Source organism: Desulfobulbus rhabdoformis (genome assembly GCF_016919065.1).
Classification (GTDB): domain Bacteria; phylum Desulfobacterota; class Desulfobulbia; order Desulfobulbales; family Desulfobulbaceae; genus Desulfobulbus; species Desulfobulbus rhabdoformis.
Genome location: NZ_JAFFQA010000006.1, coordinates 68,889 through 93,792 on the forward strand (window position 1 = coordinate 68,889; position 24,904 = coordinate 93,792).

At 50.7% G+C, this 24,904-nt stretch carries 25 protein-coding genes; 2 read left to right on the forward strand and 23 right to left on the reverse strand.

The annotated features are described in order from the left end of the window. Window positions 1–88 precede the first annotated feature (88 nt). The 16 genes from JWJ90_RS04580 to JWJ90_RS04655 all read right to left on the reverse strand — a co-directional run bounded on the left by JWJ90_RS04580 (window position 89) and on the right by JWJ90_RS04655 (window position 17,587). Window positions 89–769 carry a response regulator transcription factor gene (locus JWJ90_RS04580; protein WP_205226019.1) on the reverse strand — a complete coding sequence of 227 codons (681 nt, stop codon included), beginning with the start codon at window positions 767–769 and terminating at the stop codon, window positions 89–91. 119 nt (window positions 770–888) lie between these two features. Next, window positions 889–2,271, reverse strand: a complete 1,383-nt coding sequence (locus JWJ90_RS04585) for a sensor histidine kinase (protein ID WP_205226020.1) — start codon at window positions 2,269–2,271, stop codon at window positions 889–891. A 35-nt stretch (window positions 2,272–2,306) separates the two neighbouring features. Further along, entirely contained in the window at window positions 2,307–2,678 is a 372-nt protein-coding gene (locus tag JWJ90_RS04590) for an SMR family transporter (RefSeq protein WP_205226021.1), read from the reverse strand. 18 nt (window positions 2,679–2,696) lie between these two features. Then, the gene (locus JWJ90_RS04595; protein ID WP_205226022.1) at window positions 2,697–4,403 is read right to left on the reverse strand and encodes a phospholipid carrier-dependent glycosyltransferase; all 1,707 of its coding nucleotides are present in this window, start codon (window positions 4,401–4,403) and stop codon (window positions 2,697–2,699) included. Beyond that, entirely contained in the window at window positions 4,400–5,326 is a 927-nt protein-coding gene (locus JWJ90_RS04600; protein WP_205226023.1) for a polysaccharide deacetylase family protein, read from the reverse strand. The genes JWJ90_RS04595 and JWJ90_RS04600 overlap by 4 nt, the downstream gene beginning before the upstream one ends. After that, window positions 5,323–7,314, reverse strand: a complete 1,992-nt coding sequence (gene arnA / locus JWJ90_RS04605; protein ID WP_205226024.1) for a bifunctional UDP-4-amino-4-deoxy-L-arabinose formyltransferase/UDP-glucuronic acid oxidase ArnA — start codon at window positions 7,312–7,314, stop codon at window positions 5,323–5,325. Before arnA ends, JWJ90_RS04600 begins: the two co-directional genes overlap by 4 nt. Window positions 7,315–7,348: 34 nt before the next feature. Then, window positions 7,349–8,329: a glycosyltransferase gene (locus JWJ90_RS04610; protein WP_205226025.1), complete on the reverse strand. Its 981-nt coding sequence runs from the start codon at window positions 8,327–8,329 to the stop codon at window positions 7,349–7,351. Then, entirely contained in the window at window positions 8,326–9,474 is a 1,149-nt protein-coding gene (locus JWJ90_RS04615) for an aminotransferase class I/II-fold pyridoxal phosphate-dependent enzyme (protein WP_205226026.1), read from the reverse strand. The genes JWJ90_RS04610 and JWJ90_RS04615 overlap by 4 nt, the downstream gene beginning before the upstream one ends. 220 nt (window positions 9,475–9,694) lie before the next feature. Next, window positions 9,695–11,188 (reverse strand): ATP-binding protein, encoded by a 1,494-nt coding sequence (locus JWJ90_RS04620; protein WP_205226027.1) that lies wholly within the window; start codon window positions 11,186–11,188, stop codon window positions 9,695–9,697. Continuing rightward, window positions 11,185–11,850, reverse strand: a complete 666-nt coding sequence (locus JWJ90_RS04625; protein ID WP_205226028.1) for a response regulator transcription factor — start codon at window positions 11,848–11,850, stop codon at window positions 11,185–11,187. The genes JWJ90_RS04620 and JWJ90_RS04625 overlap by 4 nt, the downstream gene beginning before the upstream one ends. 103 nt (window positions 11,851–11,953) lie before the next feature. Further along, a complete protein-coding gene (locus JWJ90_RS04630; RefSeq protein WP_205226029.1) occupies window positions 11,954–12,724 on the reverse strand; it encodes a COG4705 family protein in 771 nt (256 codons plus the stop codon). 157 nt (window positions 12,725–12,881) lie between these two features. Then, complete coding sequence (locus JWJ90_RS04635) at window positions 12,882–13,238, reverse strand: PepSY domain-containing protein (protein WP_205226030.1); 357 nt, start codon at window positions 13,236–13,238, stop codon at window positions 12,882–12,884. A gap of 250 nt (window positions 13,239–13,488) precedes the next feature. Then, window positions 13,489–14,088: a DedA family protein gene (locus JWJ90_RS04640; RefSeq protein WP_205226031.1), complete on the reverse strand. Its 600-nt coding sequence runs from the start codon at window positions 14,086–14,088 to the stop codon at window positions 13,489–13,491. A gap of 227 nt (window positions 14,089–14,315) precedes the next feature. After that, window positions 14,316–14,747, reverse strand: a complete 432-nt coding sequence (tnpA, locus tag JWJ90_RS04645) for an IS200/IS605 family transposase (RefSeq protein WP_205226032.1) — start codon at window positions 14,745–14,747, stop codon at window positions 14,316–14,318. A gap of 120 nt (window positions 14,748–14,867) precedes the next feature. Next, window positions 14,868–16,106 carry a COG4705 family protein gene (locus JWJ90_RS04650; protein ID WP_240194748.1) on the reverse strand — a complete coding sequence of 413 codons (1,239 nt, stop codon included), beginning with the start codon at window positions 16,104–16,106 and terminating at the stop codon, window positions 14,868–14,870. 590 nt (window positions 16,107–16,696) lie between these two features. Further along, on the reverse strand, window positions 16,697–17,587 hold the full coding sequence (locus JWJ90_RS04655; RefSeq protein WP_205226033.1) for a phosphoribosylaminoimidazolesuccinocarboxamide synthase: 891 nt from the start codon (window positions 17,585–17,587) through the stop codon (window positions 16,697–16,699). Between the two features lie 249 nt (window positions 17,588–17,836). On the opposite strand from JWJ90_RS04655, the gene JWJ90_RS04660 reads away from it, so the two are divergent. Together JWJ90_RS04660 and JWJ90_RS04665 are read left to right on the forward strand one after the other, a co-directional pair. Continuing rightward, window positions 17,837–18,292 carry an Hsp20/alpha crystallin family protein gene (locus JWJ90_RS04660; RefSeq protein ID WP_205226034.1) on the forward strand — a complete coding sequence of 152 codons (456 nt, stop codon included), beginning with the start codon at window positions 17,837–17,839 and terminating at the stop codon, window positions 18,290–18,292. Window positions 18,293–18,304: 12 nt separating this feature from the next. Next, a complete protein-coding gene (locus JWJ90_RS04665; RefSeq protein WP_205226035.1) occupies window positions 18,305–18,703 on the forward strand; it encodes an Hsp20/alpha crystallin family protein in 399 nt (132 codons plus the stop codon). Between the two features lie 21 nt (window positions 18,704–18,724). Here JWJ90_RS04665 and JWJ90_RS04670 read toward each other — a convergent pair whose 3' ends face one another. The 7 genes from JWJ90_RS04670 to mqnC all read right to left on the reverse strand — a co-directional run bounded on the left by JWJ90_RS04670 (window position 18,725) and on the right by mqnC (window position 24,902). Continuing rightward, on the reverse strand, window positions 18,725–19,552 hold the full coding sequence (locus tag JWJ90_RS04670) for a DUF3108 domain-containing protein (protein WP_205226036.1): 828 nt from the start codon (window positions 19,550–19,552) through the stop codon (window positions 18,725–18,727). A gap of 4 nt (window positions 19,553–19,556) precedes the next feature. Further along, entirely contained in the window at window positions 19,557–20,414 is an 858-nt protein-coding gene (locus JWJ90_RS04675) for a UbiA-like polyprenyltransferase (RefSeq protein ID WP_205226037.1), read from the reverse strand. 3 nt (window positions 20,415–20,417) lie between these two features. Further along, window positions 20,418–20,990 carry a UbiX family flavin prenyltransferase gene (locus tag JWJ90_RS04680; RefSeq protein WP_205226038.1) on the reverse strand — a complete coding sequence of 191 codons (573 nt, stop codon included), beginning with the start codon at window positions 20,988–20,990 and terminating at the stop codon, window positions 20,418–20,420. 4 nt (window positions 20,991–20,994) lie between these two features. After that, window positions 20,995–21,714 (reverse strand): ubiquinone/menaquinone biosynthesis methyltransferase, encoded by a 720-nt coding sequence (locus tag JWJ90_RS04685; RefSeq protein ID WP_205226039.1) that lies wholly within the window; start codon window positions 21,712–21,714, stop codon window positions 20,995–20,997. Window positions 21,715–21,787: 73 nt separating this feature from the next. After that, window positions 21,788–22,612, reverse strand: a complete 825-nt coding sequence (locus tag JWJ90_RS04690; protein ID WP_205226040.1) for a menaquinone biosynthesis protein — start codon at window positions 22,610–22,612, stop codon at window positions 21,788–21,790. An 11-nt stretch (window positions 22,613–22,623) separates the two neighbouring features. Beyond that, window positions 22,624–23,844 (reverse strand): amidohydrolase family protein, encoded by a 1,221-nt coding sequence (locus tag JWJ90_RS04695; RefSeq protein ID WP_205226041.1) that lies wholly within the window; start codon window positions 23,842–23,844, stop codon window positions 22,624–22,626. Next, window positions 23,844–24,902, reverse strand: coding sequence for a cyclic dehypoxanthinyl futalosine synthase (gene mqnC, locus JWJ90_RS04700; protein ID WP_205226042.1), 1,059 nt, complete (start codon window positions 24,900–24,902; stop codon window positions 23,844–23,846). The genes JWJ90_RS04695 and mqnC overlap by 1 nt, the downstream gene beginning before the upstream one ends. Window positions 24,903–24,904 lie beyond the last annotated feature (2 nt).

The window sequence follows — 24,904 nt, forward strand, 5'->3', positions numbered from 1 at the left end:
CAGGGGGCAGCAGAGAGGGGAACAGGTTTTTCAGTCTAGGTCAGGTAAATCGCGAGAGTCAACTATTGGGGAATGAGACACCGGATTTTCATGCTTGTTCATCCCGGGCCATATACCCAATCCCACGCACGGTAACAATCAGTTCACCTGACACGTCGTTTATCTTTTTTCGTAAATTTTTGATATGGACATCAATGTTATTGGACATAGTAAAGGGATCAAAGGCTTCTCCCCAAACATGTTCGGCCAGATTGAATCGGGAAATTGCTCGGTTACGATTGTACAGAAGAAATTCCAGCAAGGAAAACTCCTTGGGGGTGAGATTGATTGTCTCTCCACTCAGGGTGACGATATGGGTGTTGGTATCAAGACAGAGCTTACCAATTGAAAGCTGTAAGCTTGTTTGTTCGTGAGCTCGTCGCAGCAATGCCCGAATACGCGCCAACAGTTCTGCCATGGAAAAAGGTTTATGCAGATAATCATCTGCACCTAAATCCAGCCCCTTGACCCGATCGGAAATATCGCCCTTTGCCGTTAACATCAATACCGGTACAGCCATTTTATCGCCACGTAGCTCTTCGAGAACGGTGAAACCGTCTTTTTCCGGAAGCATGATATCAAGCACGATCAAATCGTAAGGATTGGTAAAAATCTTCTCCAGAGCCATTGTTCCAGATCCTGCAGTGTCAACGGCATACCGTTGTTTTATCAATGATTTTGCAATCTGTTGGCAGAGTTCCGGTTCATCGTCAATAATCAGTATCCGCATGTAGTTCTCTTTTTTTGTTGATAAAGAATGTCTGATTAGCAGGGTGTGTGAAAACGTATCAGCTCACCATCCTCCAAAAGCAGGAATAATCGGAGCATGATGCCTTGCCTGGGATTTGGCTACAGACGAGGTAAACGAAGCATAACGGTGGTACGCTGTTCCAAACCACTTGAGAAGGTAATGCTCCCTTGATGGAGTTCAATAATTTTTTTAACAATTGTCAGGCCTAAGCCAAAACCACCAAACTCAAGTGCTCGCGATTTCTCGCCACGAAAAAAAGGGTCAAAGACCTCTTTGCACTCGGCCTCGTCTAGACCTGCACCCGTATTGGCGACGGTGATCACCACTGTATCCGTTCTTAGGGCAGCGGAAATTTCAATTTGCCCTTCTTTTCTGGTAAACTTCAAGGCGTTGTCCAAAATATTGATCAATGCTCTCTGGAGTTTTCCCTCATCCCCCTGGACCACACAATCTGGTTCAATCATGGCCTGCATGGCGATACTCCCCTCTTCAGCAAGGAGAGAAAATTCTTCTACCAGTGAACCCAGCAGGGTTGAAAGGTCAACCGGATTCCACTTACCACCGGTCATTGTTTCTAATGAAGACAGCGTCAACTGATCTTTGACCAGCCGCTCTAGGCGAAAGCTTTGCTGACTGATTCGCAGGAAATCCTCCTGGACCAAGGCCAGCCCCTCTGCTGTTTCTCTGGACAAAATTTCATCAATCGCTAAACGGATCGAGGCTAAAGGCGTTTTCAATTCGTGAGAGGTGGCATAGAGAAATGTTCGCTGGCGATTAAAGGAATGCTGCAACCGGTCAAGCATGTGGTTGATTGTCCGCGCCAACTCGCTGATCTCGTCACCAGGTTCCTGCAAGGGAATTCGTCGGCTTAAGTTTTGTTCACTTATATCCCTGGCAAGGTCCTTAATATGCTGCACTGGCTGTAAAATTTTTTTGGCCACCCATCGGCTAACCGCACAGAGTACCAGAGTGGAAAAAATCAGGCCCGCCAACAGCCCATAAACTACCTCTCCGATTTCCTCATGGAGTTTTTCCATTGGCCGCCCTATCTGGACCCGAAAGTGCTGACCGGCCCTTTCAACAAGGAAGGAAGTCATCCGTAACACAGGGGGAGTGGTTTTGCTCAACGGCTGTTCTTGAATAATCTGGGGATGTACAATAGCAACCGAACCGGACGGCAAAGCAACAAGGGGGATGTCCTCAGCAAGCTTTGAGCGAAATATAAGCGAGTTATTCGCTGCCCCCCTGATCTCAATCCAGTATTGATCGATCCCAAGATTTTGCCTGCCCCTCTCAGTCATAGATGTTTCAGGGGAGTCAACAAGTGATCGCACGACCCTGGTTCCCTCCTCATGCAATACTGTATCCAAGAGGTTAAAGGGCTGCTCAACCATTTCATAGAAGACCACCAAAGAAAAGAGCAGGCTTGCTAGAAAACCCGATCCAACAATAAAAAGCATAATGCGGGTTTGCACAGTCATGATGGTAATACTCAAGAGGTGAGGCAAATAGTTTGTCAGGACGATCGAGTAATGAAATAAACGCCCAGACAGATCACTGCGATGCCCAGTAAGCGGGTCGGACTTAAGTTTTCATGAAACAAGAACCAACCGGCGCAGGCAGTTACGATATACCCCACCGAGAGCAGCGGGTAGGCATAGCTCACTTCAACCCGAGAGAGAACGAGGAGCCAAACCACCACGCTGACAACATAACAGATCAATCCCGCCCAGATATAACCGTTTGCGGCGACCTCCCAGACAATGCGGGGAATATTAGTGAGCATGAAGTCAAAATACCCGATCTGACGCATGCCCTGCTTCAGGGCGAGCTGTGCCGCGGCGTTTAACAAAACACCGAACAAAATAAGGGGAAGATAGATAGCCATGGTATCCTTAAAAAACCTCTAAAACTTGAGAAACACGTACCCTTTTTCACCATTGAAATCCTGAAAAAGAGGAGGCGGCAAGGCATTACGCCAACGCTTCAAGGCTCGCTCCCGGGCAATAAGAACGGCATGGCCCCGATGCTTCTCTATCAGCTCCGTCGCCGTCTTGAGATCAATGAGACGATCACCTGCTTGGGGATATTCAAATCCATAGCGCAATTCCCCTGGAGACCCCAGATTGTAGACATCATCGCGCTTGAGGTACCAGCAGACTGCACGGATAGTATCGTCATCGGAGATCACCAGATCTCCTTGAGCAACAAGTGGCGCGTCTCTTTCTATCAGCGGCCCAGGGCATTTCACCTCAACGGTTTTATCGGGCAGGGTGTAATGGGCGAGCACATAGACAAAAAGAAGGGACGTCCCTGCAAAAACGATCTTGTTATACGGATTTCCCCCCTGGTAGGACCAGTAACAGAACAGCAGAAAGAAGAGCAGGCCATTGACGATCATAATCACCTTCCAGGCCTGGCTGTAGGGACGCATACCATGGAAGCCTACAAATTGGAGGGCAATAAAAGCCAGCATGAGCAGGAGAAACAGCAGACCATTGATCGCTATTCCTCCACGAAACAGTTTACTCTGCCCATTTTTTTGTAAAAGCTGCACCATACCGAGCCCCATGAGGATGGCAAAAGGGGGGAAACAGGGCAGGATATAGGTGAGCAGTTTACCCTGCGAGAGGGAGAAAAAGAAAAAGGGCACAAGCATCCAGCAGAGGGAAAGTTTCAGCAGTGATCCCTCGCTTCCCTGCTCCCGAAAACGCTGTCTGATCCCGGCACCGGCGGCGGGAATGAGAAAGGTCCAGGGAAAAACCAGGCCGGGGGCAGCCAGTAGGAAAAACCAGAGAGATTCCTTATGCTGGGCATCACTGCCGGCAAAGCGGCGAATATGCTCGTTCCAGAAAAAATAGTTCCAGAAATCCGGCTCCCGCATATGGATACGGATTGCCCAGGGCAGGCTGACCAGCACGGCAACAACAATAGGCAGCCAGCTCATGCGAAAGAGATCAACAAAGCGACGCTGCCAGAGCAGGTAGGGAACCAGGGCAAGCACAGGAACGGCCAGAGCGAGAAAACCCTTAGTCAGGAAGGCAACCCCGCAAAATATTCCGGCAATAATCAACCAGATTTTTTCACGAGAGCTCCCTCGCTCAGCCTCGGTGGCCCAGTAAAAGGCGGTGATGCAGCCGGTGAGAAAAAAGGAAAAGAGGTTATCCAACACGGCAGTATTGCCAACCCCAAAGACCTCGAAACAGGAGAGGAAGACAAGAGTTGCCGCTATTGGTGCAAACTCCTTATCCTTTCCCGTTCCAGTCCTGGCCTTTTGAACCAGAAAGAATACCAGCAGTGCCGAAAGGCCAATAGAGAGCGCCGAGGGAAAACGCACTGCAAAATTATTCTCACCAAAGAGCAGTTGGCTTCCGGCATGCACCCAGTAGCCTAGGGCGGGTTTTTCGAAGTAGCGCAGGCCGTTGAGGTGCGGGACCGCCCAGTCGCCGGTGGCGATCATTTCACGGGGCACCTCTGCATAACGGGTTTCATCTGGGACGAAAAGATCGCGGGCCCCAAGTGGGAGGAGATAAGCAACCACATAAAAGCACAACAGAAGGCAGGTGTAGAGGACCATCTGCCTTTTGTTGTGGATAGGATGTTCGGTATTCACGGGGTAGGTACTCCGCAGTGTTGGTGTTCGGGGAGAGTCGTTGTTTTCTGGCAGGCGATCCATCCTTCCCTACCCTCTATTGTTTGGGAAACAATGGAAGACTCGACCAAGGGATCGCTTTGCGAGAGGATTGCACCCAAAGGCTGAAATGCAAGGTCATGCTCTGCCGCCTGGTTCAAAAAATTCTCGAACTGGTCCAGACAGGCCCCGCCTTCTGCCTCGGCGTGGATGGTCAACACGTTGCAGCGCTCAGGCGTAATGAGTGAAAGCAGATGCTCATTATACGCCGCAGGTGTGCAATCCAGACCGATCAGTTCATCATAGGTGGGCAAAGTTGTCGGCACCTGCACGTGACAGAAGCGGTGGCCGTGGATCACCGGTTGAAACGGGGCCGTGCCTCGACAGTCGGAGTGAAAACCAAAGGAGAAGCGGTCGAGCACCTCCAAGGCCTCCGGGGTGATTTGCCAGGCAGGCGCGGCAAAGCAGGCTGGTTCCTTGCCCAGTATCTGCACCAAACGCTCATACCCCTTGCGAATGTCGGTCTCGATTTCCACCGGGGTTAGCTCACGCAGGCGTGACTGCCAGCGGTGGTGATCCCAGGCATGCAACCCAACTTCATGGCCTTCCTCACTTGCCCTACTGATCGTTGATGCGCATCGCTTGCCGATTTCCGGTCCGGGCCAGAGGGTTCCCTTCAAAAGAATATCCAGACCATACAGGCTGGCGGCCCGGGTTCTGAGCATCTTCAACAGAAACTTGGGCCGTACAAGGCGCCAAAGATGACGCCCCATGTTGTCCGGTCCTACTGAAAAGAAAAAGGTGGCCTGAATTTGATGACGGGCAAAGAGGGTGAGCAGGTTGTGGACACCCACGCGGGTTCCGCGCAGGGTGTCCACATCGACCCGTAGACCGACCGGTATCATGCGGCCACCGGCTGGGAGCGGACCACATCCTGAAGGAAGTAATCCAGGGTCTGAGAGACCGACTGCTCAAAGGATACCTGGGGCTCCCAGCCAAGGATGGTACGCGCCTGGCGGATGGAAGGTCGCCGGTGCTGTACATCCTGGTAGCCCTTGCCATAATAGGCACGAGCTTCAATGAATTGGGTTCCGGCCTCCGGTGGAAAATGACCACGCAGTGGGTGGGCTGCAAATTTTTCCCGTAGAATGTCAGCCAGTTGCTGCATGGAGTACTCGTTGTCGGGATTGCCGATGTTGAAGATACGGCTGTTGCAGCGACCATCCTTATTTTCGATGATGCGATAGAGGCATTCGACCCCATCGCGCACATCGGTGAAGCACCGCTTCTGGCTGCCGCCGTCCACCAGGCGAATGGGCGTTCCTTCCACCAGATTGAGAATAAATTGGGTAATGACCCGGGAAGATCCGATACGCGCAGACTGCAGCGAATCGAGCTTGGGCCCGACCCAGTTAAAGGGACGGAACAGGGTAAAGGGAAGCCCTTCGCTGGCTCCATAGGCCCAGATAACCCGGTCGAGCATCTGCTTGCTGCAGGAGTAGATCCAGCGCTGCTTGTGGATGGGCCCAAGGACAAAGTTGGACTGAAGCTCGTCAAACTCATCATCCCCGCACATACCGTAGACCTCAGAGGTGGAAGGGAAGATCAGGCGTTTACCATATTTTGCACAGTAACGGACCACCCGCAGGTTTTCTTCAAAGTCGAGTTCGAAAACGCGTAAGGGGTTGCGCACATACTCGATGGGGGTGGCGATGGCAACCAGGGGCAGGACCACATCGCACTTGCGCACATGGTATTCGATCCATTCACGCATAATCGAGATATCGCCTTCGGTAAAATGAAAATCCGGCTCGCCCAGGAGATGACCTATACTGCTGGTACCCAGATCCATACCGTGAACCACATACTTGCCGCTGTCCAGCAGACGTTTGGAGAGATGGTTACCGATAAAGCCGTTGACCCCGAGAATCAAGACCTGCTTTTTTTTCGGCAGCTGGGTCACGTCCCCGACACGTCCGTTGAGCCGCATACCCACGGAGAGGTTCAACTCTTCAGCCAGACGTGGGCCGCTGAGGTAGACCCCATCTTCTACCTGCCCGAATTCGACGATCAGGGCATCCTCACCACAGGCGACGGTCAGCGGGTTGGTGGCCAGCACCGTTCCCGGATAGGCCTTTTCCTGGACTGGACTCACGCGAACCTGCCAGAGGAGACATTTGCGGTTGACCAGATAAGTAAAGGCGCCGGGATAGGGCCGGGTCACCGCACGGACCAGATTACGGATGGTCGAGGCGCTCTGATCCCAGTGGATTTCTCCGTCCTCGGGACCTCGTCCGCCATAGTAACTGGCTGTCGCCGCATCCTGGGGCATACGCGCGTTGGTGCCGGCCTTGATTTTAGGTAACTCTTCTTTCAGCAGTACCTTGGCGGCCTGGTCCATCTTGCCAAAGAGACTCAGGGCCGTATCGTCCTCCGTAATGGCCACCTGTTGTTGGCCTATAATGTCGCCATCATCGGGCTTGGCAGTCATGTAATGAAGGGTGACACCGGTTTCCTTTTCACCGTTAACCAGAACCCAGTTGACCGGGCAGCGACCACGATAGCTTGGCAGCAGGGAGCCATGGAGATTGATGCACCCCTGTACGGGAATATCGAGGATCTCCTGCCCGACCAGATCGCGGTAATAAAAGGAGAAGAGAATATCGGGTTGCATGGCACGAATTTTCTCCACCCACAAGGGATGATTAATATCCTCAGGCGCATAAACGGCAATATCATGGGCGGTTGCCAGTTCGGCCACCGACTCAAACCAGATATTTTCCAGGGGATTGTCATGATGGGTGAAGATAGCCTCGATTTCAACCCCTTGGTCCAGCAAGGCCTTGATGCCACTGCATCCGATGGTGTGATAGGCTAAAACAACTGCTTTCATAGAATATTCCTCAGTATTTCAAAGAAGTAGGGCATCAAAAAATCGATGATACGGATGTCGAATTCATTTTCGTGTGTCGAGTCCCTCTTATTTCATGCACGAAATAGCGGGGACGGCTGCGCACGTCATGGTAGATTCGGCCGATATATTCACCCAGCAGGCCAAGGCCGATGAACTGAGCGCCGATAAAGACAAACAGGAAGGCAAAGAGGGTAAAGACACCTTCGGCTGCCCAGGTTGCACCGTAAATCACCCGCAATACCATGAGCAAAAGACCAAAACCGATACCGGAGAGCGAAATCAGCACTCCAAGAAAGGAGAGTAACCGCAGAGGAAAGGTCGACATGGAGGTCAGGAGGTCGTACTGAAGGGAGATCAGTTTGAGAAAGCTGTACTTGGACTCTCCATTTTCCCGCCGGGCGTGTTGCACAGCAATCTCAGCGGTATTACCGGCAAAACTGTTGGCCAGGATGGGAATAAAGGTGGAGCGCTCCGAGCACTGGAGCATGGCCTCAACAATGGGCCGCCGGTAGGCCCGGAGCATACAGCCGTAATCGTGCATCATCACCCCGGTTGCCTGCTGCACCATGCGGTTGACAAGGTGTGAGGCGGTGCGGCGAAAAAGGCTGTCCTGACGATTTTCGCGCACTGTGCCCACCACATCGACGCCCTCGTCCATTGCACGTATCAGCTTCGGGATTTCTTCCGGCGGGTTCTGCAGATCCGCATCCAGGGTCACAACCATCTCTCCCCTGCTCTGTTTCATCCCGGCAAAGACAGCGGCATGCTGACCGTAATTGCGGTTGAGGATGACGCCGATCACCTCATCGTGGGCATCGGCAGCCCGAGTAATCAGCGCCTGAGATCCATCCCGGCTGCCGTCGTCGACAAGAATCAACTCAAAACTGCGCTTCATGGAACGACAGGCAGTAAGGCAACGCTCCACCAGCTCGGGCAGGTTTTCCCGCTCATTGTAGACCGGAATAACCACAGATATTTCTGGAGCAGCGATCATGCCAGCACCTCCTTAATGGCGGCCACCACCTCATCGACATCAGAGAGTTCCATGTCTGGAAACAGGGGCAGAGAACAGAGCCGTGCCGAATTCCATTCGGTGTTTTTCAGAGTTCCTTGCGGCTGTGGCATGGTTTCACGGTAATAGCGCTGTAAGTGAGCTGCCTTGAAATGAATGCCGGTGCCGATGTTTTTCTCTTTGAGCGCCGCCATGAACCGGTCCCGATCCATACCTTCGTGTTTCGAGTCCACCCGCACCACATAAAGGTGCCAGGCGTGACGCATGGGATAGGTCGGTGTAATCAACGGCAGGATTTCGTCCACCTCGACCAGGAGTTTGTTGTAGCGCTCAGCTAACTGCGTACGTTTTTCGATAAAACCATCGAGCCGAGACAGCTGCCCCAGACCAAGGACCGCTGCCATATCGGTCAGGTTATATTTAAATCCCGGCTCCAGGACCTCGGCCTGGGGTGAACGCCCCTGCATGGTCCGATCAAAGGCATCGACGCCGAGTCCATGAAATTTAAGGCGTCGAATGTGCTCGAGCATTTCTGCATCATCGGAGCAGAACATACCTCCTTCGCCGCAGGTCAAATTCTTGATCGGGTGAAAGGAAAAAATTGTTGTTCCACGATGCCCGATCCGCTCGCCCCTATATTCGGTTCCAGCTGCATGGGCCGCGTCTCCGATCAGGGAAATCTGGGAGGCCGCAGCCAGCTGACGCAGTGCATCCAGTTCCACGGGTGCACCCGCAAAATGAACCGGAATGATCGCCTTCGTCTGCTCGCTGATCAAGGGGGCAACGGTTTCGCTGGAGACCATCAGGGTGTCGCGTTCGACATCGGCAAAGATCGGGGTGGCCCCTAAAAGGCGTATCAGGTTGACGGTGGAGATCCAGGTGAGCGAGGGGGTAATAACCTCGTCCCCAGGGCCTATCCCCAGGGCTGTTAAGAGAAGATGCATACCGGCAGTGGCGGAACTCAAGGCCACCGCGCCCTGTGCTCCACAGTAGTTGGCAAAGGCCTGTTCAAAAGCAAGGGCCTTGCTGCCGGTGGTAATCCAGCCAGAACGCATGACCTCGGCCACCGCCTCTATTTCCGCTTCGCTAATGGAAGGCTTTGAAAACGGCAAAAATGTTGATCGCATTATTGTCTCATAGTTGTTTATCGGAAATTGGGGCACCAGCGCCCTTTTGCCGTGGCTAACACGGCTATTGCACGTCACCCTAGCAAACCGAAGATGAAGAAAAGATGAAGATAGGGAACAATTGCGTAAAAAAAGCAAAAAAAATCCCTCTGACATAAGTCAGAGGGAGATAGGGATACAGAGAAGCAGGCGTGATTGGTTCGATTTAGGGCTTATCTTTCTACCAGGCCTTTCGCTCCACCGAAAATAAGGGGCTACTACATTGGTGTTCATTTCCCCGTGCTAGAGTTATATTCACCCGCAGACCGCTTCCAGTCTGCGGATCGGCCGTTTCAAGCGTGATACTCGCACCGATACGTTGGGCAATGGTCTGGACTATGGACAATCCCAGCCCCGAGCCAATCTGTTCACTCCCCAGGACCCGGTAAAAAGGATCAAATACTCGCAATCGCTCCTCTTCAGGAATGCCTGGACCGCTGTCCGCAACCTCCAGGAGCACTATTTCCGGTCCAAGTCCGACCGATAGATCGACCCGTCCACCGGTGGGGGTGTAGCGAATGGCGTTATCTACCACATTTTTCACCAGGGTAAGAAGATCCACTGCATCGACTTCAAGGAGGGCATCGGTAGCAGTAGTGATCCCGATATCAATCGATTTGGCCTCAGCCAGGGGGAGCAAATCCTCTAACACCTGCCGATAAAGCTGCTGTACAGATAGCCTCATACCCGATCGATCACTCGTTGACTGTGCTCGGGCGAAGGTGAGCAACTGATCCAACAACTTTCTCGCCCGATCGAGCCCCTGGCGTAAAGTTTGGAGCCGGTCGCTGGCAGAGACAGACATATCAGCCTGTGCCAACCGCTCTGCCTGCAGGGAAAGAGCGGTCATGGGTGAGCGCAACTCATGGGCGGCATCGGCGACAAATCGCCGCTGCACGGTCATGGATTGATCTACCCGTTTGAATAGACGGTTAATGGCCCCCACAAAGGGGCGAACCTCTAACGGGAAGTTTTCTATAGCAATGGGGTGCAACTCTTGTTCGCTTCGGCTGTCTATTTGGCGAGAAAGGTGTGTAATCGGAGCAAATATTGTGCGAATGAGGAATGAGGCGACAATGAGCAGAAGTGGTATCAAAAATAGAAACGGAATCAAGGTGCGCAGCGCACTGTCTCGAGCGATTTCATCACGAAACTCAGTCTCTTGCGCTACGGCAAGCCTTTGATCCGGGGCACATGTTTTCACCATGACCCGATAATCTTTGTGATGCACCCGTACCGTATGCAGTCCATCGGACAATCGAGCTGGCAATGCGATGGAGGAAGGATTGTCGCTCTTCTGTTGGCTAGCTATTGGTGCGTTCGGAAGCATCTGCACCAAGAAACGAGATTCCGGATCACGGACCAGCCGTTCACCGAAAGCAGTAGTCGGTAGAACAGATAATCCCTTTTCCTGCAACAGGGCGGTCACTTGGGACAACATATCATCCTGCAGCTCATGCGCCTCAATGAAAGCACTGACAAAGGCAAAGGTTCCCGCTATCACGCCAACACAAACGATGGCGACAGAGAGCCATAGCGCCAATCGACCCTGCAGTGAATCAAGTCGCAGCGTCTGAAGAACACGGGGTGAGATTACACCTACACACTTACTGAATACTTCTTCGTACCAGTGCCTGCTCTTTGGCTGCTCGTTGCTCTCCGATCTATCCTTCATGCGCTTTTTGCGACCATCCACCCCGCCCCTCGAATATTTTTTATAACCTCGCTTCCAAGCTTCTTGCGAATTGCATGGATGAAAAAATCAACCGCGTTACTCTCAACCTCTTCTCCCAAGCTGTAGATACGGTCCTCCAATTCACTCCGGGAGAGAATGGCACCAGGACGAATAAGGAGGGCCTGGAGAAGTGCAAATTCGCGACTGGAAAGCTGGACAGGTGTTCCGATAGGACCTGTAGCTTCCCTGGTCACGGGATCCAAGCTGACGATGCCATTGGTTAACAGGGGAGAAGCCGAGCCACCCTTGCGCCGCAACACAGCACGCATGCGAGCCAACAACTCCTCCATAGCAAAGGGTTTAAGCACATAATCATCGGCCCCCTCATCAAGACCGCGAATTCTGTCTTCCAATCCATCGCGAGCAGTAATGATCAATAAAGGGATCGAGTTTTGCTGGCCACGCACATGTTGCAGCACCTCTACCCCATCTTTCCCCGGCAACCCCAGATCCAAAAGGAGGATGTCGTACTGCTGGAATTGGAGGTTATCAAGTACATCCTGTCCATCTTTGACCCAATCGGTGGCATATGAAGCATCCTTAAGGGCGTCCTGGATAGCCGCGCCAATCATCGGATCATCTTCAACCAGTAATACGCGCATCACGTTGTCCTTCAGGTTGTGCCATTCCCGTTTTACGACACGGCAATGACGGTGTTGGCAAAATACAAGTATATAATCCGTCGTTCACAGGTTTCCGAGATCATCAATGTGAAGTTACGGCTGATTTTTGTTTAAAGAACAGTATACACGCCAACATGAAGGTAAAAAGCACAAACGATGCGCTTGCCCGATCTAAGGCCATACCGCCTGAGCTCAGCGGTTTATCGAGAAAATCGCCTACCACTGCACCCAAAGGACGGGTGAGGATAAAAGCTGCCCAAAAAAGCAGAGTGCGGGAAATATTGGTCCAATAATAAGCGGCAACAAGAAGGAGCAGAAGTCCATCAAAAATCACGGCCCCACCACTGTATCCCAGGCCGGCCGTATCGGCGGTCCAATCCCCCAGTGCGGTGCCCAGTGTCTGGGAGAGCATGATGGTTACCCAGTAGAAAGTTTCAGCTTTGTCCGAGTTGATCGATTGCACTGAAATTGTCCCCATGGAACGGTACCATGCAATGAGAGACATGGCGAGAAGGCCACACAAGAGTAGTGATCCTCCGGCATAACCTATGCCCAGCGAACGGTCTGCAAAATCTGCCAAAGTGGTACCAACAGTGGTGGTCGCGATAATTGTTAACCAATAGAGCGAGGGGTGAAATGCTGTGGCTTTAATTTGTGCGACGACTGCAACCATAAAGAGGCCAGCAAAAATAGCTGTTCCCCAAAGATATCCCAGGTTCATTGACATGGAGACCGTATCGCCACCTGTCTCTCCAAGGGTGGTTGCTGCAATTTTTATAATCCAGAAAATAAGCGTTACCTGCGGAACCTTATTTAAGGTTTCTTGAATATTTTTTGGTCGAAATTTGTTCATATCCAGGCCTCATTTAATGTACTTCAAACTAAAAGTTTTGAATTGTGTGATTCCTATCTATAGCTTTTAATCCGTTCAGATAAGACTGAATACCTGCTTGCCTACAAGAAGAGACCGTACCGAAGCGTTGTGGCACCTCGGCACAGTCCTTTAGGCATCAATCCTTCTGCTCGTGTTCGTCCTCATTGTCCCGGTCCCGGTGATCATCGTGATCAGCCTTATCCAACTTTGCAGCCAGGATTTTTCCAGACTGCGGATCAACTTTAACGTCCATGACTTTGGGACCATTGATAACCTCGACATCAAAGACCCACTGATCGTCGTCCTGCTCCAATTCCGCCTTGGATGCGGTGCCTGCAGCATACTGTTCCGCGGCAGATATTGCTTGAGCAAGGCTAATTTGAGCAGGATGAGTGGGCAAAGCATCGTTTTGCATCATGGTATTTGCAAAGGTTGGGCTGGACATTGAGAACATAACAAGGGTAAGTGCGAGGGCTAATACATTCTGTTTCATCGTTCATACTCCACTAAGTTGAAGAGACGCGGTTATTCGCGTTTTTCGTACAATAGCGAATTAGAATTATACCAGAATTAGGAAGCCCATTTTTTTTATGAATGCATATTGTGCAAGTCGTCCCCCAAAAATAAAAAGGCGCAAGGATTATCTTGTTATCGACAACCTTTGCGCCTGCAAAAAATGGCCAGACCACCTATGATTCGGCAGGAATGATTTGCCCTGCGTTTTTTTTTAACTGCGGTTTCTGTCAAACCCTCTGTTTTTGTCTCAGCCAGTAGACTAAGGCGAATATACTACAGACAGTCAACATCCCTAAGGAAACCCAGTGCAGATTGTGGAGCACTCTCTGCTCGTTGCGCCCAAACCAAAAACCAAGACCGGCCAACACCATAACCCAGATTCCTGCGCCAAGCGCAGTTGCTCCGCAAAAGGTTAGAAGCCCCATACGAGCCACCCCTGCGGGCAAAGATATATATTGGCGAATACCGGGCAGCAAACGTCCGATAAAGGTACTGATATGGCCATGGCGCTCAAAGAACAGATGTGATTTTTCAAGGGCCTGAGGACTTATAAGCAGGTAACGTCCATATCTTTCCAAAAAAGGAAGGCCGAATTGCACCGCAAGCCAGTAGTTGAGCAGTGCCCCCAGTAGGCTTCCCGCTGTACCGCTGAGGATCACCATGCTGAGATTCATTTTTCCGCTTGCGGCAAGATAGGCCGCCGGTGGGATCACCACCTCGCTCGGAAAAGGAAAAAAAGAGGATTCCAGGGCCATAAGCAGGACAATACCGGGATACCCCCACTGACCAGCAGTTTCTGAAAGCCAAACCACACATTGGTGAAACATTTTAAATTCCCACTTTAGTTTCTATTCTGCCCAGGAGGGCTCCTGTAAACCGGTAGCAAACACGTCGAACCTTCCCAACAATTTGAGAACAACCACGGGAATTGACAATCGTCCGGCTGGTTTTATTTATCAAGTCAGAACCACCGGCAAAGCCGGTGGCTTGAAAGCCTGAGAACCGCTCAAAGCGGCACATTTAACAGATCAACTGACCACCATTCGGTGGTCGCCTATTTAAACAGGTTCAGTTGTTCGAGACGTTGATCTTCTTTTTCTTGATTGCGGATATACTCCCGCACAACCTCTTCGTCGGTGCCTACTGTTGACACAAAATAGCCTCGAGCCCAAAAACTCATTCCGCAATGGTTCTTCTTTTGGCCCAGATATGTGCGAGCAATATGAATGGCACTTTTCCCTTTCATATACCCAACTACTTGTGAGACCGCATATTTGGGCGGAATCGAGATTAACATATGCACATGGTCTGACTGAAGATGTCCCTCTAATACTCGGCTTTCCTTTTGACGAGCCAATTCGTGGAGTATACCCCCAAGATTCTTCCGGAGTTGACCATAGAGTATTTTCCTCCTGCATTTCGGTATCCACACCACATGGAACTTGCAATCCCATTTCGTGTGGCTTAAACATTGTATGTCGTTCATGAAGCCTCCTTTTTCGTGACTTTGAGCGGTCCACGAAATTGGAGGCTTCTTTATTTTGCAGGATCCGTCAAACTTTGAGAGTCCCCCGGCAAAGCCGGGGGTTTACCCAGAAGAAATTAGCTATTGAGGCAGCGGCGAAGGATCTAATGCGTCAATCGTCGTTATCAATGAGAGAAGAGATGCATGGCACTCCGTGGTATCCGGATGGAATGCCCTGAGATTGTGGAGCACTGAATCAATGGCATCGTCAACTTTGGTCCAAATTTCCTTGTCCATCGCTCTCAATCTTCCAGCAGCGCGATCCCAGGCAGATTCCAGGTCTCTCACCCTTGATTTTGCCTCGGCAAACTTGCCGGAATCGACCAATGCCAAGCTGTCCACACTTATGGTCCTATAAAGAGATAAATCTCCCAAAGGCCGCATGGAGGATACTGTTGCACTTGCTCTTCCTTTATCTGAAAAGGATTTGTTGGCTAAAGAGGCAGTCAGCTCTCCATTTCGCCAATAGTACCCTCCCCAAGAAACAGAGAGTAAGGCGATAAGGACGAAAATGACTTGAGCAAAAACAACGTTGCGGGAACGCAACCTCCTCTCACTCTTTATGCTGCCAGCGATCATATCACGCTTGGTTATCGAAAGAAAAATGACCGTCAACACAATAGCTGCTAAAAACAAGGCACTGGTCATTGTCGGCCCAAGCCCTACCCCACCGCTTGCCGTTGATTGGGAGAGATAATCGCCTAAAGATGCCCCCAAGGGTCTGGTCATGATGTAAACGATCCAAAACGAAAGGATGGAATCAAGGCCCAATTTCCAGGCAATCCCCATGATTGCAACTACAGAGCAGACAATGAAGCCGGTCGTTAGATAGCCCAACCCAAGACTCTCTGCCATAAGATCGCCGGTGGCTGTTCCCAGAGCAAAGGTGAAAAGAATAGCGAGCCAGTAAAAGGTTTCCCGTCGCACCGTGAAAATGGAGTGAATGGAAAGCGTTTTTTCGCTCACAAACCAGATTGAAAAGGTTATCGCCAATGCCAGACTAAAAAAAATGGTGCTTGTTTCGAGGGGAACATGCATATTATCCGTGAGTAAATCGGTCACTAATGTGCCAAAAACACTCACGAGAACAACCGTCAGCCAATACACGGATGGGATATACTTGCTGGCACGATATTGAAAAACCATGGACATTACGAGTAGCCCACCCATAATTACCGACGTGCCGATAAGCCCCAGGCCAAGGCTCATATTAAGAAAATCTGCTGCTGTTTCACCAACAGTCGTACAGAGTACTTTTATGATCCAAAAGTACAAGGTTACCTCAGGAACTTTACTGAGCAGCTTTTCTGAATTCTTCATTTCATGCGAGTTCATCATTTTTTTGCCTTGGTTTTTTATTATCACTTGAGCGGCAGACTAAGCCTATCAGTGGCCGATATGGAGGCATGTGATCATCTTGAATAGACGTCCTCAATTCCTCTCGTTTTTTATTCAGAGAGCATTTGAAAAAAAATGTGCAGCGTTGGATACCTGATGAGGAGAAAAGTTGATCGATGGTGACAAGGCTCAATAGCAAATGAAAATTAGACCAGAATTAGATCTCCACCATTGTATAGAAAATATTGGTCGCCAGAGCTAAGTTTACGGTTTATGGACACACTGCAAATTCTTATTTGGCGGGGAGGTTGGTAGGCTCGTCTTTGGATAATTGAGCCTCATCTTCAGGTGGATTGGAATTCTCAATTTTGCCATATACAGAAACAATGAACTGTTATGGAACTTTTTTCCAAACCATATAAAGACGCTGAAATTTTCCCGTTGGATATTTGAGATTAATTTCGGTGGTAATAAAAAAAAGCCCATTCATGCCGCTGAAATACCTGCGCATGAATGGGCTTTTAGGTCGCCTGAAAGAGCTTTTTCTTTAAGGCTCTATTTGGGAAAAAACGTCAGTGTGTCAGTTTGACCTGTGCTTCCTCGTAACGGCTTTTGGTTTTATCCAAAATTTCTGCAGGGATGGGTGGAGGTGGCGGTTGTTTGTCCCAGTCGAGCGAAGAGAGGTAGTCCCGAAGGAATTGTTTATCAAAGCTGGGTTGTCCTTTACCTGGGGTATACTCATCCAGAGGCCAGAACCGGGATGAATCTGGAGTGAGCACCTCGTCGACAAGAATCAACTGATCTCCGTCAATTCCCATCTCAAACTTGGTGTCGGCAATAATAATCCCCTTGGTTCGGGCATAATCTGCAGCCCGTTGGTAGAGAGCAATGCTCGCCTCTGCCATTTTTTTCGTCAGTTCCGCTCCAACTAGCTCTTCCATACGGGCAAGACTGATATTCTCGTCATGCAATCCCTGCTCGGCTTTGGTGGAGGGTGTGAAAAGGGGCTCAGGAAATTGATCGGATTCCAGCATATCTGCTGGCAGGGTAAAGCCACAAACCGTGGTGTCCTTTTTATACGCGCTCCAGAAGGATCCGGAAATGTAGCCTCGGACGATGCACTCGATCGGTACGACCTTGGTCCGTTTCACCAACATGGAACGGCCTTCAAGCTGATCACGATACTGGTGGCAGATTTCAGGGAATTCATCAACATCAGCACTGATCAGATGGTTGGGCAGGATATCCCCCAGCAGATTGAACCAGAACAGGGAGATTTCCGTCAGCACCTTTCCCTTACCGGCGATGGGGTCATCCATGATCACATCATAGGCAGAAATGCGATCAGTGGCCACCATCAGCAGTTTATCCGCATGACCTGGAATTTCATACATATCACGAACTTTGCCGCGGTGCAGCAGGTTCAGCTCCGGGCAATCGGTGGCAATTACAGCCGTACTCATTTTGCATACTCCTGAAACTAAGGTTGGTTACAAAAACAATATTGTTTCTTGTCGTCGTTTTATATGGAAAAAGTAATTCTGTAAACGTTTGAGTGAAGCAAACAGACTGGACTGTATCAAGACACCGGCAAGACAAACTTTCCGAGCTGTTTTAGGCCTCAACGTCCAACAAAGGCTCTCTTGACAATGCCAGAGGAGGGTTCTTATTCTATATGATCATTAACTCGCATGCCCTCAAGGAGGTGCACTATGGCTTTTATTCGATTTGTGGATCGCCCGACGTTTCGTAACCCCTGGGCTGAATTTGAGCGAATCCGCCAGGGGCTTGATGAGCTTTCCCGCTCCTATGGGGAAAAAGGGAAAAACCAACCCGCCAACGTCTACCCCCCCTTAAACATGTACGAAGAACCGGATCGACTGCTTATCACCGCCGAGTTACCTGGGGTCCGCGTGGAAGATCTGAGTCTATCCATTGATGGGGAGACGCTTAACCTGCAAGGTAAACGTGACAATCACCAGAGTGAACCGGGAATTTCCTATCACAGACGGGAGATAGAGTCTGGAAGTTTCAGCCGCGCTATTGGCTTACCGGTCAAAGTCGATAACGAACGAGTGGCAGCCAAACTCAACAATGGTGTGCTCACCATTACCTTGATGAAAGCGAGTGCGGTCACCCCTCGCCAAATTAATGTCTCTGCTGAGTGATGAGGTGTGTCCATGTCTGCACAAGAACTTAAAATTCAGGATAAAAAACCGGTGCAACCCAACCAGGAATCCACAAAAACTGAGACCTGTTTTGCTCCCCATGTCGATATTTTTGAGACTGATGCGGAGGTTGTTGTCCTTGCAGATGTTCCTGGTGTAACCCCTGAAGATATCGAACTCTCTTTAGAAGAGAATATCCTCACAATTGCCGCCCAGAGGCAACCTCCCAAACACATGGGACGTCTTATTCTCGAAGAGTATGAGACCGGGCATTATCTGCGGCGATTTACTGTTGCTGAAACCATTGATCAGGACCAAATCGCAGCTCGACTGGTCGATGGAGTCCTGCGGGTGAGTTTACCTAAAGTCGCACCAACCCAGCCGAAAAAAATTGAAATCAAAATCGGATAAGCAAATTCTTTGATTCGCTGTTTACCTTTGCTTGCGCTGTAATTCCGGACAGGCGGGATTGGTGTAGTCCACCAGTTCCGCCACCAATGAGCCGATGACAATACGCGAATGAATCTCAACCGGGACACGACAACGGTCGTCGGTGAGCCATAACGTCGTCCCCCCACTTTTTTCATAAAGCCCGCGAAACTGCATGCGTGGTTCAATTTTCAGCGTTGGACGTTTACCAAATATGGTCTTGCGTCTCTCTTTTTTGACAACAGCAACCTGAACGGCATGCCGTTTTTTATCGGCAAAGGTCGGGACTATAATCGGAACCTGGCCAATGTACTTCAAGGCTCTTGAGATAATAAAAGAGGTGAACTCGTTATAGACACCACCATCCAAAGTGTACTCTTGAACCTTGTTCTTATTTTTCTGATAACGAACAGTGTGTGCAGTTTGGTCATAAAGACTCAGACGAGTGGTTTTATGATCATAGCCTTCGTTTTGCTTAACTTCGTAACGGACCGGCAATTTTGACACACCTGAGACAAAACAGCGAAAGCGGTCATCCACAGGATAAAACAGGGAGAGTGGACCATAATCCTTAACCTTTGCATCAATGACAAAATCGGCCTCATACTCTGAAGTCGGCCGAATCTTCAGGTAGATATCCCCAATCTTGACCCCCCCACTCCATGAAACCGAGTAATGCAGGGTTTCCTTACCCGAATAAATAATATCAACGGTCTCCGAGCGTATCTGACTGGGGCGAAGCTCCACCTCTGGCCTTAATTTTTTGCAGATCCCTGTGGTCGGTGCAAGCAGCAGCGTCGAGGCTACCACGGCTATGAACATATGTTTCATTTCGTTAATTTCCTGTTGCTAACGCAAGGCAGGTAGCGCAGAAGAGCGTGAGGGCGATAAGACCATTCATGGAAAAGAACGACTGGCGTATGCGGGAAAGGTCCTTGGGGCTGACAATGAGGTGCTGATAAAAAAGGGCCGCAGCAGTTAGAGCAATGCCAAGAAAGTACCAGTAATTCAGCCCGGTTAAAACACCTGTCAGGGTAAAAAGAATAAAGGCCAGTAGGTGGAAGAGCACTGCGATTCTAAAACCGTTCTTCCTTCCGAAAAAGGACGGCATGGAATAGAGCCCAGCATCACGATCAAAGTCGGCGTCCAGGCAGGCGTAAATACAGTCAAAGCCAGCCACCCAAAATAAAACAGCCAGAGAGAGTACCCAGGGGTAACCTTCCAGGCTGGCCGCTACAGCCACCCATCCTCCAAGAGGGGAGATGGCCAGGGCCACGCCGAGAACAACATGACATAGCCAGGTAAAACGTTTGGTGAGTGAGTAAAAAAGGGTTAATCCCAGGGCAAAAGGCGCAATCATAAGCGCCAGGGGATTAAGCATGAAACAGGCAAAGAAAAAAAGCAAACTTGCCCCTATCATCAACCCCCAGGATTGAATAAGCGTTACCTCACCGGCAGGCAGGGCGCGACCGGTGGTTCGAGGATTGGCAGCATCGAATTTTCGATCAGCAATCCGGTTAAAGGTCATGGCGCTTGTCCTTGCCCCGCCCATGGCGATAACAACCCAAAAGAATACTGAAAAATCAGGGATGCCACGCTCTGCAAGAAAGGCCCCCATCAGCGCAAAAGGCATGGCAAAAACAGTGTGTTGGAATTTGATCATTTCCAACAAAACAGATATTTTTTTCCACATAATTTACATTCCCTGCCAACGCTTAATCGATGAGGAGGCGACCGGTATGCTCAAAAGGTCGCAGATTCGTGCTGCAAATTGTCTGGCAATATCGTCAAGCGTTTGTGGATGTTGATAAAAAGCGGGCATTGGCGGGCAGATAACAGCCCCTGCCTCGTGCACGGTAAGCATGTTGCGCAAGTGGGTGCGATTGAGTGGTGTCTCACGAGCTGCAAGGATTAATGGACGTCTCTCTTTGAGGGTGACATCAGCTGCACGGTGGATAAGGTTCCCACAGAATCCGCCAGCAATGGCCGCAAGAGTCCCCATGGTGCAAGGAAGAACGACCATGGCATCATAGCGGGCAGAGCCTGATGCTGGAGCCGCGGTAAAATCGTCGGCCTGAAACCAGCGCTGAACCTGAGAGAGATCCTCGGGTTTGAGGTCAAGCTCGAATTTGAGCACCTTGCGCCCGGCATCGGAGATGATTGCGTGCACCTCAACCTGAGCTATCTCCAGTAAGTGCAGCAGCTGAGGAACGTAGAGCATGCCGGTTGCCCCGGTCAGCCCAAGGAGAAGACGTCGACACTCTGCCATGGGATCAGCCCTTCACGCCTCGGTATATGGAGACAATCCCAAAGGTAAGCGGTATTCGTGAGACCTTGTTAAACCCCGCTTCCCGCATCATGGCCATCAATTCCTCGGGTTCATAAAAGGCCGCTATTGAGGAGGCAAGATACTGGTATGCCTCTTTGTCACCGGAGATAAGGCCTGCAACGGCCGGAAGAATCTTGTTGAGGTAGAAATGATAGATCGGTTTAATGATCGGGTTGGTTGGCCGGGAAAATTCGAGAATGAGTAGGTTCCCTGTGGGCTTGAGAATGCGGTGCATCTCTTTAAGCCCCTGGAGTGTCTGGGAGAGATTACGGACACCAAAGGCCACCGTACAGCCCCAAAAACTGTTGGAGGGAGCGGGAAGCACCTCCCCATCTCCGCAAACCGGAAAAATACGGGTTTTGCGATCATCACTGGGCAGGGCTTTGGCACCGGCCAGGAGCATGTCCTCACAGAAATCAACAGAAAGCACAGATCGCCTCTGCGCTTGCCTGGTGAGTTCCAAAGAAAGGGGTAAGGTGCCTGCACAGAGATCCATGACCCAGCCTTCGGGAAACTGACGGAGCAATCTGGTTGTGCGCCATCGCCAATAGCGGTCTATCTGCAGGGAAAGCAGGGAATTCAGTAGGTCGTAACGCCCGCTAATGGCGGAGAACTTATCGCGAACAAATTGCTTTTTTTCCTCGGGTGACGGTAAGGTGCTCATGAAGTACTCGTTCTCCCATTAGCGGGAGCATTCAGGTTAAGAATAATGGAAAAACAGGTAACTGTCCTGGATTCTACGAAAATATTTTGAGGGGAAGCACATTGCCTGGTGCCTCCTGGCGGTCCATCAGATACTGAAAAAACCTCTCCAATGCCTGGAGCTTAATGGCGCTCAGGTCGTGCTCGATGCCCATAAGGTAGTGGGAGCATGCTTCACAGTCCATGGGGATGCGTCGGGCGACACGATCACAAATTTCAGCCATGCGCTCCGCTCCCTGTTTACGGCAATCGACAAGGGCCTGGCGGACCTTGCGGGCGGTTTCTGGCTCTTGAGCCAGAAATTCCTCTCGTACAGCACAAACCGAAAAGACGAAGGGCAGTCCCGTTTTTTTGTGCCAGGTTTCTCCTAAATCCAGCTGAACCGGATAGCGTCGTTCGACATTCAGACGCAGGGCATCATCGCCAATGGCAAGAACCGCACTGGATCGTTTGCTGTTCTCCTCATCGGCATAGACCTCGCCAATTTCATAGCAGGGGCGAACCCTATAAAATTCTTCGAGGATTATTTTCAACAAACGAATAGAGGTATCAGACTGACCGGTGAGGATAACCAGCTTGCCATCCAGTTCTTCCGGCGGAACCTTGGAAAAAAGAAACACAGAACCCACCGGACCCGTAGCACTGATGGAGAGGTCTGCCAGAATCTGGTAGCGTTCGGGGTGGAGCGCATAGGCGTATGAAGAAACAAATCCTAGATCGATCTTATCTCTCTCAAGAAAGACGTTGAGTTGGCTGGGTTGGGCTTCAACAACGTGCCATTGTTGCGGGTAGCTCTGCTCTTTCCAAACTTCATAGATAGGTGCAACATTGATATAGTTCACCATGCCAATACGGACCATGGCCTGACTCCTTATAGTACAACCCGTGTCGGGCTTAATGGACTACCAGCGCTGACTACATAGCGCAGAAGTTGTGTAGGGTCCTGAACAGAATCAGGAATCGGTATAGAAAGTATATCGGCGATTTTGCCCGGGGCCAATGTCCCCCTCTGGCTCTCCAGTCCCAAAGCCTGGGCTCCGCCCAGACTTGCCATGGCGAAAATCGCTGCCGGATCAAGCTGGGGATGACTCTCTGCAAGAAGGGACATCTCTCGCCACAAAGAGAGTTCCGGATTCGAGGCGACACTGTCGGTGCCGAGAGCAGGGAGAATGCCGGCTTCAAGGAAGCGATCCACCGGAGCTGTGCCAACCGCTAAAAATTGATTGCTTCCGGCACAGAGGCAGACTTTGGCGCCTTCACCGGCAAGTATTTGAATTTCTTCTGGATCGACATGGATAGCATGGACGCAGAGGGTTTGTTCATCCAGAGCCCCCAAATCATAGAGATACCGTACAGATCCGGCATGCCCTGGGGGAATAAACGATCCGTCCCAAAAACCTCGACTTCGGACAAAGTCAACCATTTCTCCCCTGCCCTGGGCAAGCATCTCCTGTTCGGCCGGTGGTTCGGCAACATGGATGGGAAAGGTATGGCCTAGAGCTTTTGCCCGGCTTTTAAGCGCCTGAATGAGTTGAGGATGGGTCGAATACGGTGCGTGGGCACTGCAACGCTGTCGCTCCGGTTCGGCTCCAAGTCTTTCCAGGTTTTTTTCAAGGGTAAACCCGGCCAGGCCAAGGTACTCCTTATAGGCCAAAACCTGGCCGTTCGTCTTTTGCTGAAGTTCTCCACCAATGGTTGTGTTCCCGATATCGGCAAGAATACTCACCCCGGAACGGTACTGCTGCTCTGCACAGGCCAAGGAGGCCTCTTCAATCTCGGGGCCGGTAATTCCAAGGCTGTCTCGCAGATACAAAAGCTCTACAATCCACTGGGTAAAAGATGGCCCAGGAGGTTTCTTCCCAAGTTCGCCAAGATGAGAGAGCTCAAGGTGAATGTGAGCATTGATCAGTGCCGGGGTCAGGGCCGCATGGGGATGGGGAATAACCTCCACCTGTGGGTAGCTGGTCTGTAACGCATCTAACCTGTCGACAGCCAGGATTTTTCCTTCTTCAACGACAACACCTGCATCGGCAAGAACAGCTCCAGAGACGGGCACAACCCAGGGAGCACTATGGATCTGAACCCTGGACATCAGATGGGGGTATAGTCCATCAGCCGTTGTTGCGGAGAAAACCCAGCATCACTGACCAGACGACGAATTTCCTGCTCAGAGAGGCGGAAGTGAATTCCTGCTGCAGCCACCACATTTTCCTCGATCATGGTCGAGCCAAAGTCATTGGCGCCAAAAAAGAGGGAGAGTTGGGCAATCTTGGGGCCCTGAGTAACCCAGGAAGCCTGAATATTGCGAATATTATCAAGGAAAATGCGACTTAAGGCCAACATACGTAGGTAGCTGACTGCCGTTGTTTTCTCGATCTTTCTGGTTTCGGCAAGCGGCGTATAATCGGGCTGAAAGGGCCAGGGAATAAAGGCCGTGAACCCACCAGTGCGATCTTGAAGAGCACGGACCCGTTCGAGATGCTCAAGCCGTTCTTCCATGGTTTCTATATGGCCAAACATCATGGTGGCCGTGGTACGCAGACCAAGTCGGTGAGCTTCTTCCATTACGCCGATCCATTGATCGGCATTACACTTCCGTGGTGCCAGTTCTTCGCGAACACGGTTGTTGAGAATTTCCGCACCGCCGCCGGGGATAGAGTTTAATCCGGCATCTACCAGACGTTTTAAGACCTTGGCAACGGGCAACCCGGAAATCTGAGAGAAATGGTAGACCTCAGGCGGCGAAAAACCGTGGATGTGAATGCCGGTCTCTTTCATGAAGCGGAGCATCTCTTCATAAAATTCAAGGGGTTTGTCCGGGTGCAATCCCCCTTGGAGCAGAATTTGGGTTCCGCCGAGTTCCTGGGTTTCGCGGATCTTCTCAAGGAGTTCTTCTTTACTGAGGACTTTGCCTTCCTTATCCTCGGGCGATTTGAAAAATGCGCAAAATTTACAGGCGGATATACATATATCTGTATAGTTGATATTGCGGTCGATGACATAGGTGACCACCGGTTCCGGATGCAGTCGCCTGCGTATACTGTCGGCAAGAAACCCTAACTGATGAAGATCAGCCTCACGTTCAAGCTTAAGGAAATCATCACCAGTAATTCGTTCCCCTGTCTCTATTTTTTTCTGTATCGCTTGCATGG